Origin of the sequence: Bifidobacterium sp. LCP19S3_E9, assembly GCF_052121135.1 — a bacterium.
GTDB classification, from domain to species: domain Bacteria; phylum Actinomycetota; class Actinomycetes; order Actinomycetales; family Bifidobacteriaceae; genus Bifidobacterium; species Bifidobacterium thermacidophilum.
This window is the reverse complement of record NZ_JBQKEV010000003.1, coordinates 22,510-34,978: the sequence shown is the minus strand read 5'-3', so window position 1 is coordinate 34,978 and position 12,469 is coordinate 22,510. Positions and strand designations below refer to the sequence as shown.

10 protein-coding genes are annotated in these 12,469 nt (G+C 54.8%); 2 read left to right on the top strand and 8 right to left on the bottom strand.

What is annotated here, in order from left to right:
- Positions 1–3 precede the first annotated feature (3 nt).
- Positions 4–810 carry a hypothetical protein gene (locus tag ACTQYB_RS02090; protein WP_321046801.1) on the bottom strand — a complete coding sequence of 269 codons (807 nt, stop codon included), beginning with the start codon at positions 808–810 and terminating at the stop codon, positions 4–6.
- Positions 811–1,314: 504 nt separating this feature from the next.
- Between ACTQYB_RS02090 and ACTQYB_RS02085 the strand changes: the two genes are divergently transcribed.
- Positions 1,315–2,406: a glycosyltransferase family 2 protein gene (locus ACTQYB_RS02085; protein ID WP_321046802.1), complete on the top strand. Its 1,092-nt coding sequence runs from the start codon at positions 1,315–1,317 to the stop codon at positions 2,404–2,406.
- Between the two features lie 52 nt (positions 2,407–2,458).
- The gene (locus tag ACTQYB_RS02080) at positions 2,459–3,511 is read left to right on the top strand and encodes a glycosyltransferase family 2 protein (RefSeq protein ID WP_321046803.1); all 1,053 of its coding nucleotides are present in this window, start codon (positions 2,459–2,461) and stop codon (positions 3,509–3,511) included.
- 122 nt (positions 3,512–3,633) lie between these two features.
- Here ACTQYB_RS02080 and ACTQYB_RS02075 read toward each other — a convergent pair whose 3' ends face one another.
- The 7 genes from ACTQYB_RS02075 to ACTQYB_RS02045 all read right to left on the bottom strand — a co-directional run bounded on the left by ACTQYB_RS02075 (position 3,634) and on the right by ACTQYB_RS02045 (position 12,465).
- Positions 3,634–4,635: a glycosyltransferase gene (locus ACTQYB_RS02075; protein ID WP_441495898.1), complete on the bottom strand. Its 1,002-nt coding sequence runs from the start codon at positions 4,633–4,635 to the stop codon at positions 3,634–3,636.
- A gap of 321 nt (positions 4,636–4,956) precedes the next feature.
- A complete protein-coding gene (locus ACTQYB_RS02070) occupies positions 4,957–6,978 on the bottom strand; it encodes a glycosyltransferase (RefSeq protein WP_441481732.1) in 2,022 nt (673 codons plus the stop codon).
- A 106-nt stretch (positions 6,979–7,084) separates the two neighbouring features.
- On the bottom strand, positions 7,085–8,179 hold the full coding sequence (locus tag ACTQYB_RS02065; RefSeq protein ID WP_441481731.1) for a glycosyltransferase family 4 protein: 1,095 nt from the start codon (positions 8,177–8,179) through the stop codon (positions 7,085–7,087).
- Positions 8,176–8,412, bottom strand: coding sequence for a hypothetical protein (locus tag ACTQYB_RS02060; protein ID WP_321046133.1), 237 nt, complete (start codon positions 8,410–8,412; stop codon positions 8,176–8,178). The genes ACTQYB_RS02065 and ACTQYB_RS02060 overlap by 4 nt, the downstream gene beginning before the upstream one ends.
- A complete protein-coding gene (locus ACTQYB_RS02055; protein WP_321046132.1) occupies positions 8,409–9,602 on the bottom strand; it encodes a hypothetical protein in 1,194 nt (397 codons plus the stop codon). Before ACTQYB_RS02055 ends, ACTQYB_RS02060 begins: the two co-directional genes overlap by 4 nt.
- Complete coding sequence (locus ACTQYB_RS02050; protein ID WP_441481730.1) at positions 9,599–11,347, bottom strand: glycosyltransferase; 1,749 nt, start codon at positions 11,345–11,347, stop codon at positions 9,599–9,601. The genes ACTQYB_RS02055 and ACTQYB_RS02050 overlap by 4 nt, the downstream gene beginning before the upstream one ends.
- The gene (locus ACTQYB_RS02045) at positions 11,344–12,465 is read right to left on the bottom strand and encodes a glycosyltransferase (protein WP_321046130.1); all 1,122 of its coding nucleotides are present in this window, start codon (positions 12,463–12,465) and stop codon (positions 11,344–11,346) included. The genes ACTQYB_RS02050 and ACTQYB_RS02045 overlap by 4 nt, the downstream gene beginning before the upstream one ends.
- Positions 12,466–12,469: the final 4 nt, after the last annotated feature.

The following is a 12,469-nucleotide window of genomic DNA, read 5'->3' as shown; positions in this document are numbered from 1 at the left end:
CTATTACTCGCCTATCGTCTCCACGAATTCACGATAAAAGGATTCTTCCGTAAATTTCCGCGAACGCAGCAACGCCGCCTGCGACATCGATTCCAGTCTCCTGGAGTCGCCGTTCAATTCCCTAAGCGCATCCACCAACGAATCGATGATCCTGCCGCAATATAATGCCACGAAATCATCGGGAGCAAACCCGAGCCGCGCCCGTACCGCCTTCCGATCCTCCTCGGTGAACTCACGTTGGAACTTGGAAATATCGATGCCGTTGCGTGCGACACGCACATCCGTCACTGGATTGAGACAATTATGTTTCCAGGAGTTCGCCACGTAGTCGCTCACCGCGATCACGCGCGAATATCCCGTGCTATGGAACGGCGTCGTCGGATCATAGTGGAGGTGGTACGTCAAAGCGTCGCCGCAATAATCCTCATACGGAGCCATGGCATCACACGGACCGCCCTCGATGACCACCACATCGAACGGGCCGGCCTTCTTGACCTCCACCAATGCCTTCGCATAATACGCGGAAACGCGGGAACGCCTCTTCCTGTTCCATAGGTTCCGAACCCGGTTGACCACCTTGTACGGCAGGCCGGGGCTCTGCAGGAACACGACATGGGTCGAACGGTATTCCTCGGCCAATGCGCGAGCCTTCGGCTCATCAAGCGAGACAACCGTCAAATCCATACGATGGAAACGTTCGTTCTGACGCATCAGCGTCGTCATCAACGTCTCGATGGCACCACCCTGGGTCGCGGGAACAGGCAGCAAACCAGGCGAGACCAAGCACACCCGAATCGGCGTGTCCGACATATTAGACTCTCCAATCAGCCAATAAAACAATCACAATTATCGTCTAATGTCCCAAGTATTCAACGTCTCACGGAACCGATTTAAACCCTCAAGTACAAACTGCACGCCGAATGCGACGACATTGGCAATCATGTTAATCGCCAAGCGTTTGTCATTCCCAACGTCTCAAACCATCCCTGTCAACACTTGCAGGGTTTCGGCTTCATCAAGCTTTTTGCCCCCCATGAAGGGGAGACAGCCAACCTAGTGTATCCGCCGACCACCTTGCCATTACCCTTTTTATTATGCGGTTCCCCGATGACAATAAAACAACGGGCCAAATACCCCAATAAAAAGACCTACAACATCCTAGCCATTCCCTGCACTCCCCTATATACTGTAGTCTCCTATTAGCTATACTGACTTTCTAGAAGTCCATATGGCATATGAAAGCGAGAGGCATATTACGGATGAACCGCACAAACCATTCTTCTTCATACATACCTGTTATGGAAGAGGACAAGCATGAACAACAGGCAATTTAAAGAATCGATACCTGTCATTAGCGAATCTCCCGCACCCGCCAAGTCGCAATCAGCCCCTCTGGTCACTATCATCATTCCTGCGTACAACGCCGAGGATTTTCTGCCCGACTGTATGTCCAGCGTTGTCCGTCAGACATACACGAACTTGGAAATCCTTGTAATCGATGACGGTTCGACAGACAGAACTCCCTCCATCTGCGACACATGGGAACATAAGGATTTGCGAGTCCACGCCATGCACCAGTCCAATGCCGGCGTATCAGTAGCGCGTAACAACGGTCTCGACCATGCCACAGGCGAATACGTCATGTTCATCGATAGCGATGACATGATCGAACCGAATACAGTGGAAATTATGCTGGATCGGGCGATGCACAACCGCAGCCAAATCGTTTTTTGCGCGAATTGGGATGGGCATATGGTGCAAAATGAGTGGAAACCCTTACGGCACAACACCTATTATGATTTCTCAACCAATACCAACAGGGAATTCATCGGATGGTTTGGCAAGCTGGTCGACGCCAGTTACGTCTTCGCGCCATGGGGCAAACTATTCGAACGCACCTTCATCGAACAATGCGGAGCACGTTTCCCCGTGGGGGTGATCGTCGGCGAGGATTCCATATTCAACTTCCAGCTGTACACGAAGACGAAACGAGTCAGCTGTGTGCCGCAGGCCCTGTATCGGTACATCATCCGCGGCACCAGTGCCATGAGCTCATTCAAAACGCAATGGTTCACTGATCGTCGTGATGTGTACCGGCATCTCCTTCCCACCATCCAGCGTTGGAATCCGGGCTATCTCAATAGGCACCGTCTAGGTTTCATCTATGACCTAGACATCATTCTCGGTAACCTTTATGGTCATCAGCATGATTGCACCGGTCGCGCACGCCTCGCATTCATCCGTGGCATCGCTACCGACCCTGTCGTCATCGAATGTGCGACACATGTCCGGCCACAGAAAATGCGCGACACTATGATAACAAAGCTGCTGAGAACCCACTCTCCCAGAATTTTCTCACTCTACGCATGGTTCATAGGCATGCTCAAACGCATTCTGCATCGCTGAACTTCCAGCTACTGCATATCCCTCGTTATATACTCGCACTATAAGGAACTCCATGCACGATAACCAATCCACCGAGGTATTTTCCGAAACCAGCATCTGTCCTGCGCCGACCGAACAGGCAACGCAAAACCCTTTGGTCACCATCATCTTGCCTGTTTACAATGTTGCAAAATGGCTTGATACCTGCATACAGAGCGTCGTTGAGCAGACCTATCATAATTTGCAAATCATTCTCGTCGATGATGGCTCAACCGATGAAGCTCCAACCATCTGCGAGCATTGGGCAGCCAAGGACCGCCGTATCAACGTCGTGCACCAGCAAAATGCAGGACTATCCGCGGCAAGGAACACAGGATTGCGGCTACGCAAGGGCGAATACGTCTGTTTTGTGGATAGCGATGACTACGTCGAACATGATTACGTTCAGCGCATGCTCGACACCGCGCTTGCTAAACAAGCCGATATGGTGGTCTGCAATGTCCGGAAAGAAGACGAAAACGGCAATGCACCCACGGAAGAGACTGATCCTGACTTTGAGACTAAAACGCTCACTAGCCGCCAGTACATGTTCTATGCGATGCACTTATGCTGGAAGCACTGGAAGCCTATCGTGGCGTGGAACAAACTGTACCGAAGCGAAATTTGGGATGATCTCACATACCCTGTCGGTAAAATCAATGAGGACGAATTCGTGTTCGCACAGTTGGTCGTCCGCTGCCGCCGTGTCGCATGCATCAATGATGTTCTTTACCATTACGTGCAGCATGATGACAGCATCACGAACAAGAAATATTCCATTAGGAATCTTGACAAAATCGAAGCATTGTGCCAACGGTTCCTATTCCTCGATGAAAACGGTTTTGCTGAATGCCTTCCGGACATTCTTGATTTTATCTTAAAGAACTTTGTTGTGGCAGAAAAAAATTTGCGTGGTGATATGCAGGCGCGTCAACGTTTGCAATCCTTATCGATTCGGGGGCGAAAATTTTGTCTCATCTGTCTTCAGCAACCTTCATCATTGCTCCAAAAAATCAAATTTCTGTTCTGTCTAGCGTCCTCTCCTTTGGCGTATGCCAAATTCGTCAATCGTTTGCGTCATCGCTAATGTTCCGTGCATGTGATCATTGGTGAGGAAGTGATTCTGCCACCATTCCCGCCAATGATCACGTGCACGATCTCATCCAAGCAGAAGGCACTTTATAGTCGCCGCAGCCCCTATCTCCACGTTCATCGCATGAGTTCCCATAGTTTGTCGAGCTGATCCGAGAAATCGAAGCTCTCCTGTTCGCATGCCTCATGGAATCTCCGCTGCATGACATGGTCTTCCAGCAGCTTCGAAACAGCATCAGCCATGTCCCGCTCGTCAAAGGCGAAAAGAAGACCATTGCGGCCATCCGTTATCTGCTCCTTAATACAGGCGATATCGGAAGCGGCGACCGGCTTACCAAGAATCCTGGCCTCCTGGACAGCAAGGCCAAAACCCTCGTATCTCGAAGGCTGAACGTATATATCCGCCTTCCGCATGTAGGGGTAGGGGTTGCCGACCTTGCCCAGCAACTGGAAACGCGATTCGAGGTTGTTCTGCGCGATGAGCCGTTCATATTCCGCACGGTAATTTCCCGCGCCAAGCACATACCAGTGGAAGTCCACACCACGGTCGCGCATCAAAGCCGCAGCCTTGATCGCTATGTCCAGACCCTTTTGCGGTTCGAGACGCCCCAAGGTCAGAATAATGTTGGAACCGGTGAAACGCGGATCCGCCAATTCCACAGTCGCCTTGTTCCGAATGGCACCCACGTCAACCTGGTTGTACATCACCTCGGCTTTGTCGGCATATTGCGGAGCCTTGGCCGTGAAGCTGTCTTTCACCGCCTGCGATACGCAGAACACCTTGTCGTAGCGAGGCAAATAAGGCAAGGAATAATGAAGCCATTCCATGCGATCGTCATGCAGCCATGTCGCGCGTTTCCCGGCACGCAGACGAGCGCCGATCGCCGTGGTGATTCTGCCGTATCCCATGAAGTCCATGACCAAGTCAAATTCCTCATCGGGAATGTTCGCAATGCCGCGCACAGCCGCGTCCCACAACCTATTATGCCGTTCCGAACTGGCGAGAGTGAGGATTTTGCGCCCCAAACGGCTTGCAGCGCGTTTCACCGAAGAAAGGCCGGCAAAATCATTCAACGCCCACGCACGCGCAGCGTCCGAGGAAAAATCAAGATGGACCACATGCACCTGGGGGGGGGGATACGCGGTTCAATGGGGCCTGACGGGTCCTGGGTGATCAGCGTGACATCAACATCGTGATAGTCAAGCCTCTCAAGCAACCTGACCATGGCGATTTCCGTACCACCGTCATATAGTCCGCACACCACCGCCAGCCGTTTCTTCCGTATTTCCATAATTCCTCGACCTTTCCTCTTACCATTGCGTCACCAAATGCGTGCCGTCGTCTTCACCAAGCAATATGCGGTACAGATTCATGATGAACGTCTCGACCCCCACCCAAAGTGTCGGACATTCCGAATTGCACAATACGAATGGGCTTACTCATCGGCTACTTCCTTTCAACATATTCCACACCCGATAGAACAGCGCCGGGCACCATGCGCCCCCAATGAAGCGCAACCGGTATTTCAACGAATGTTCACGGGCGAACGCCTGACGCCAATACCGACGAAGCACGGCACGGTAGTCGTCGCGATTCCGCACGTCATGCGAGGCATACGCGCGCATCAGAAACTCCTCCGCCATAATCGCGTCCGAAGCCTGCACCGCGGAACGTGACGCCTCGGGAACCATGCGCAGCATGCGCTCATGCGCAGCAAGGCAGGTTTTCGCCACTTCCGGTTTAATGGCATGCAAGGCCGAATCCGGATTCTCCCGATAGTTGTACAAGCATCGATTCATCGAATACACGCGCGTGGCATGCACCAAGCAGGTCACGTCGAACAGCAGATCCTCGCACATGCCTATGGCCGTATCGAACCTGGCATGCGCGCGCTGGATCAACTCGCGTCGAAACAGCTTGTTCCACACGTATCCCTTGACACCGTGGTACGCAAGCACCGCGTCCAGCGCGTCCGGAACCTCCAAAAAACCATCCGGTATCGGTTCCTCGGACTGTTGATCACCGGCCTTGCGGTAGTTGAAGAGCACCATATCGGGGGCTTTCTGCCCGTCGCCCGACAACAGGGTCTCGAACGCATCGTCTTCCAGCCAATCGTCGGCGTCCGCGAAAGCGATCCATTCGCCCCGCGCATGGTCCAAACCGGCATTGCGAGCCGCGGAGACACCGGCATTGGACTGATGAATCACACGGACGCGGTCGTCTTTCGAAGCCCACGCATCACATTTGCCGGCGCTTGAGTCCGTTGAACCATCGTCCACCAGCAGCACCTCGATCAGCGGAAACGTCTGCCGCGTAAGGCTTGACACGCACTCGTCGAGATACCGCTCGGCGTTGTAGACCGGAACGATGACGCTGATTTTCGGAACCGTCATTTCGTCATCCCGCCTTTCCCCGCCGAAGCACGACGCTTTCCTATGATCTCGGGGCACCAACGATTGACGATGACCGCGATCGGAGCGCACAGCAGGCACGCGCCAATTACGAGAAGCCCCCCCCGCTCCCAGCTGCATCTGCCAGGAAAGCCGTCCACTCAGATTCATCACCGCACCAAGCCACTGCTGGCACAGAGCAAGCGCAAAGTTATTGAAGCTGTAATACACCAATGAATTCGCACCGACAAAGCCCAGAATCGGCACAAGCACCGGAACATGGAAACGCTCGATCATCATCAGCAAAGCGACGGAGAACATGATGCCGGCAATCGCATCCGCCAGATAGAACGGATACCAGCCATACTGGTTCAGATAGATATCCGTCTGCTCACCGGCCACATGACGGTTCAGCCATGCGAACAGTTCCGTGGCGGCGCCCCAAACCACAATCATCGGAGCGGAGAACAGCCATCGTGGCATGGAATCCCACTGCTGACGCATGATCTTGCCCAGCACGAAGAAGAAGAAACCCGAACAAGCTGTTTCCAAAGCCCAAGGAGCGGCATGCCCGATGAACTCGGAATAGCCGTACCCCACCAAGGAGGCGATGATTCCCAACGCGAATTGCCATTGCGCCTTCGATGTGATGAACCGCTGCACTATATACATGGCTATCTCAATAACGAACAAGCTGGTGAAGAACCAAGGAATGATTCCCAAATCGCCGCCACGAATCTCCAGCACCACGCCAAGGAGATAATGCAATACCGGAACATTGAACGGCTGGCCGATAATCACCCCGTTCAGCCATTCCAAAGCGATCACGATGACGTTGAACACCAGTCCGGGAACCAGCAAAGTGCGCACACGGCGAACGGCGAATGCCCGCAACGTCGGATAATGCCGCGTGGAGAACACGAATCCGGACAGGAAGAAGAACAGCGGCATGTGAAACGCGTAAAAGAAGTCACGGAATGGTTGCGGGCACAACGTATGCCCCCAAAACACAAGAATCATGGCAAAACCCTTGCCATAATCCACCCATGCGATGCGCTTGGCGTTCCGCATGCCTTCATGCCGCGCGAAAGAGCCGGAAGAATGTCTCGTGCCTATCTGTGCTTCCGATGACACCTCGCGCGTATTCCACCTTTTATAATCGGCCATTATTGAATTCCTATTCCCCAATTTCCGCAAACAACGCTTTCCATTGACTGACGATGTACTCCTTGTCAAAACGTTCGGCATGCTGGAGCGCGCGATCCGAATACCGTTGCCGCCGTTCATCGTCTTCCATCAGCGCGGCCAGCTTCGCGGCCATGCCATCGACATCGCCTTCAGCGACCAGATCGCCGTTCTCGCCGTCATCCACCACGTCACCAGGGCCGGTCAGGCAATCGAAACTCACAATGGGCAGTTTGTGGGCTTTGGCCTCAAGCAGAACCATCGGCAGACCCTCGAAGCGTGAAGTCAGCACGAAGACGGCGGCCTTGCGGTACCACTCGCCCATATCGTTCACACGTCCCTCAAGAACAAGACGGCCGTCGAGCTTGGCATCGGCAATCTTCCGCTCCAGCATGGGCCGGTCCTCGCCCTCGCCCAGAATCGACCAGCGCCAGTCCGGATGACTGGGAAGCACCTTCGCGGCCACGTCCACCGCCATGTCGAAACCCTTCTGGGCCGTCAGACGACCGGAACTGATGATGAGCTTGGAGCCATCGTCGTACACCTGCCCGGAATCCGCCACCGCCATCGGATTATGGATGGCGACGACCGGGCAATGGAGCTTGAGATGCCGCTCGTACAGCTTCTTGTCCGCATCGGTCAGTGTCACGATGGCATCGGCAGAATGCGCCGCCCAACGACGGGTGAGTTTGCGATACGGCACACCCGGGTTCTGCAGATAGTTGAAATGCTCCCAGGAGACCACCTTCACGCCCGTGGCGCGTCTAATCGCCAGCGAGTACATGTCGAGGATGCCATCGATGTCGACCAACACATCGATCCGCTGTTCCCCCCCAACCAGCCTCTTCAGCCGTTTGCAGGTGTCGAAATAATGCTGTATCCCGTGCGTGGGCACGGGATACAACGTGAACCGGTCGATACGCCCGTCAATCTCGAAGAACGGCTTATCCGCCTCTTCGAACAAGCTGATGAAGGAAATGCGGTAATCACCGGCAGCAGCCAATGCGTTGGCGATCATCACGCCGACGTTTTCGGTACCGCCGGAGCGGGTGATGTCACCGGAGAAGAATGCGACATGAGCGGTCATCGTTCGCCTCCCGAAGTCACCGAATATTCCTCATCTGGCACCGATTCGTACACCAAGTTATGGCAGTACCCGACCGTCGCGTTCTCACGATGAATCACGCGAGCGGGATTGCCGATCACAATGTTGTGGTCCGGCACATCAAAATTCACATAACTGTTCGGAGCGATGAGCACATCATTGACGCCAAGATAGTGTCGGCAATCACTGGGAATCAAATCATTCAAAGAACTCACAGCATACCTCGGTTCAGCAAACGCTCTTGTTCAGTCAACGGGATTTTCTGGTAGCTGTTCAGCACCAGCAGATGCAGCACCGGGAACGTCGCGGCCTCATGCCTGGTCCACGATCCGAAATCGGGTTCGAAGATAAACGATGCCAAAGCATAACCCAGATACACGCAGAGCGCGAGGAACAACACAGGCTCGTTGATCTTGTTGATCTGGCGAAGCAAATTCACCACATACACGGTGATCATAACCTGGAAACAGAAGAACGGCAGATAATACGCACCACGCATCGCCAACTCCACGGGAATCATCATGCGGAATGCGTTGATGACGTAATTCACCATGAAAATCGGCAGACCACCGCCGGAAACCCAATTTTGGATGAACGTCGATGAATCGGAATTACCGTCCATTGTGTCGCTATAAATGTCACGCAGCGCCATCACCTGATGGTAGTCATCCGGCATAATCACACTCGCCACCAGCAGCAACACATATATGGATGCCATCAGAATGGCGATGATCGCCGCCACCGTTTTCGCATCCAGCTTTTTACGATTGCAGAAGTACCGCAATACCGCATAGACGATGATCACCAATGCGGCGATCAGCACATAGTATCTGCGGAAGAACGTACTCTCGTAATAGAGGATGCCGGCGCTAAGCAATACCTTCAGTATCTGGCTGTCCAATGGAAGTATGAGCACCACATACACGCCAAGGAAGAAGAAGAACTGGATGACATCCTTACCGATGGTGAAGATGTAGATGTTCAGCAACCCCACCGTGGCGAGAATGAACAACGACTGGAGCAGATCAGGAGAATCCACCTGCATGATCAGCACGGCAACCAATGCTGTCAGGATCACTCCCAGGCACAACGACCAATCCATCATGGTTTCCAGCCGCATCACATTCAGATTCGCGAACAAGTCCGAAGCAATGCGGTAGCTGCCCTCCCACTCAGGCATGCCAGACGTCTGCTGGATTCCCAACGTCACGTTCGTCATGCCGAGAATGCGGTTGTTGTCGTAGAAGTATTTGGGTGGCAGCACATACACCACCATCAGCTTCGCAATGAGGAACACCGGAAGAATGCAGAACAGCAGCGCATTCTTGTTCCGGCGGTCATAAGCCTTCCGCAAGACGCGCATCGCCTTACGGCTTTGCCGCTTATTCCGTACAGCAGAACTCATACACGCTCCCGCTCGGCCTTCGCCAACGCTTCCGTGTAGAAACGCTGCAGCCATTCGGCGTTCTTGACGATGTCGAAGCCGGCCTTGGTCACCAAAACGGGGCCTTGAGCGCGATCAGCGACCTTGGGGTGTTCGACCTGCGAGAGAATGTGCCTCGCCCATTCCTCCGGCTTCGCCTCAAGCGGCACAATCTGCGTGTTGCCGATGATGTCGCATTGGGGCGGCACACGGTCGGAAATCGTGCACGGCAAGCCGGAGGCCTGCGCCTCGATCATGGTGACCGGCAGACCTTCGAACAGGCTCGGCAGCACGAACGCGTCCATGCCCTGCATGATGCGGTTCACGTCGGAGCGCACCCCCAGGAACTTCACCGCGTCGTGCAGACCAAGCTCGTCCACCTTGGCGCGAATCTGGTTCTTGAGCTCGTCGTGTAGTTCGCCGCCGCCGACGAGCCAGAGCACGGAATTCGGATGCTGGTCGTGCACCGCCTTGAAGATGTCGATCAGGAACGCGTGGTTCTTCTGCGGGAAGAACCGTCCCACGTGGCCCAGCACGATGGTGTTCGGATCTGTGACGCCGAACTCCTCGCGCACCTGACGCGCGGTATCGGCGTCGTACCGGTACAGGCTCGTGTCGATGGCGTTGCGCTGCTGGATGACCTTGCCGCGGTTCTTCTTGCCGAACAGCCAATCACCGGCTTCCTCGCCACATGCGAACATATGCGTCGCCTGTGCCGGCAGGCGCAGGCGGAAGTACTCGCGAAAGATGGACTTGAGGTCGAATCCTACGGGGCGGTTGTGCGCATGGGCGATGCGGACGGGAATGCCGAGCTTCTTGGCTTCCTTCAATCCGAAATAGCTGCGTTCCTCCAGATTGGAATGGATGATCCGGTATTCCGGATGCGCTTTGAGGAATTCGCGGATCTGCTTCTTGTATTTGCCGAAATACTGCGGGTACATCGGGCACATGCGGTAGATATGGCCGCCAAGCCGCTCGATCTCATCCTCATATGCGGCGCGGTAGTCCCTGTTCACCAGAAAATCGTAAACGACCTTGTCACGGTTGAAGTGACGAAGATAGTTCATCATCATGGTTTCGGCGCCGCCACGGTCCATCACCGTGTCGAGCACCAAAACGCGCATGGGCTTGCCATGGTTCACGCCATCACCACGATTGTTTTCGGAAGCCGAGTCCTTCAATTGCAGTTCCTTCGTCTGGCTATTCGTCTGATTGTTCGTTCCGCCCGTCTTGTTCGTCCTGCGGATGGGCTGGATCACATGCTTCTGGTCCACGGACACCACGCAATTCGCAGGCACGTCGCCGTTGATGACGCAGCCCGCGCCGACCACCGTGTTATCGCCGATATGCGATCCCTTGAGAATCGTGACGTTGGAGCCGATCCAGCAATGACGTCCGATAACCACCGGAGCCGTGGAATAGCCTTGGTCCTTGATGGGAACATCCGGGTCGGCAAAACGATGGTTATGGTCGTAGACCTTCACGTTCTCACCGAAAATCGTTTCGGAGCCAATCTCAATGGAATCGAGCGCGTGCAGGGAGCAGCCATCGTTGAACGCCACATTGTCGCCAAGACGAATCGACGCGTTCGCGCCTTCGACCGTGGCATGGAAGCGCTTCCTCACGTGGAAGCCCTTGCCCCATGTGAATTTGCCGCCGTAAATCACCTTGTACAGCGCCTTCAGCAGAAGACCGCAGATTCGGTACCAGACCTTCAATACGATCATTGACGATACACCTCCGTAATGGCGCCCAGCATCGCATCCATGGTGAACCGGTCAAGATAGCCCTGCCTCACCTGTTCGCGGGGAATCGGATGAGCGAGAAGACCTTCCACCGCAGCGACTCCGGCCTCCACGTCCCTCGATGGGAACAACCTGCCGCTGCTTGGGCGGTCGACCACCTCGTTGTTGCCCGTGACGTCGGTCGCGGCGACGGGAACGCCGGCGCGTAACGATTCGACCAACGAATACGGCAATCCCTCATACAGGGAAGTCAGCAGATACGCGTCGAACGCGGCGACCATGCGATCAGCATCGGCGCGGTATCCCAAAAAATGAATGTTGTCGAGCACGTCATGCCGACGGGCGAAATCCGTCATCGATTCCAGATACGGACCATCGCCGATATAGGCGACGTGAAGCTCGGGATGCCGCTCGATGAGCTTCACGGCGATGGCCACGGAAGTCATGGGATCTTTCTGCCTCACCAGACGCGCGGTCGAGCCGACGAGCTTGGCGCCGTCAGGCAGATCCAATCCAAGCGACGCCCGGGCCTCGCGCCTGTCGGGAAGCCGCACATCGGCCAAGCCGTTGTACAACGTGCGGAATTTGGACGGCTTGTCCAAACGCTCCGCGATGGCGACCTTGCGTTCGCCGTCGGACACATTGAACGTGAGCGTGGTGGCGTGGCGAGACAGCATGTGTTCGATCATGATGAACACATCGCGTTTCTTGCCGCTGAATTCCGGCGCGAGGAACGAATACGCGTGTGGCGTGTAGAACACCTTGTTCACATGGCAGAGCTTCGCCGCGATGCGGCCGATCACTCCGGCCTTGGAGCTGTGGCAGTGTACGATGTCTGGCCGGAAGGCGTGAATCTCGTGCATCACGAACCGCAATGCGCGAAGTTCGTGCTTCGGCTCGATCTCACGCACCAAATCGTCGCAGGGATGAAGCGTGGCATGTTTCGCCAGTTCCGGCAACGCCTGCGCGAAGTAATCATCGATTCGCGACGTTCCATATATCAACTCGATATCGAACAGATCGGAATCCAAGCCTCTGATCAGATCGGCGACATGACGGCTGGACCCACCCATCGATTCGATGATGAACAGCACGCGCATTCTA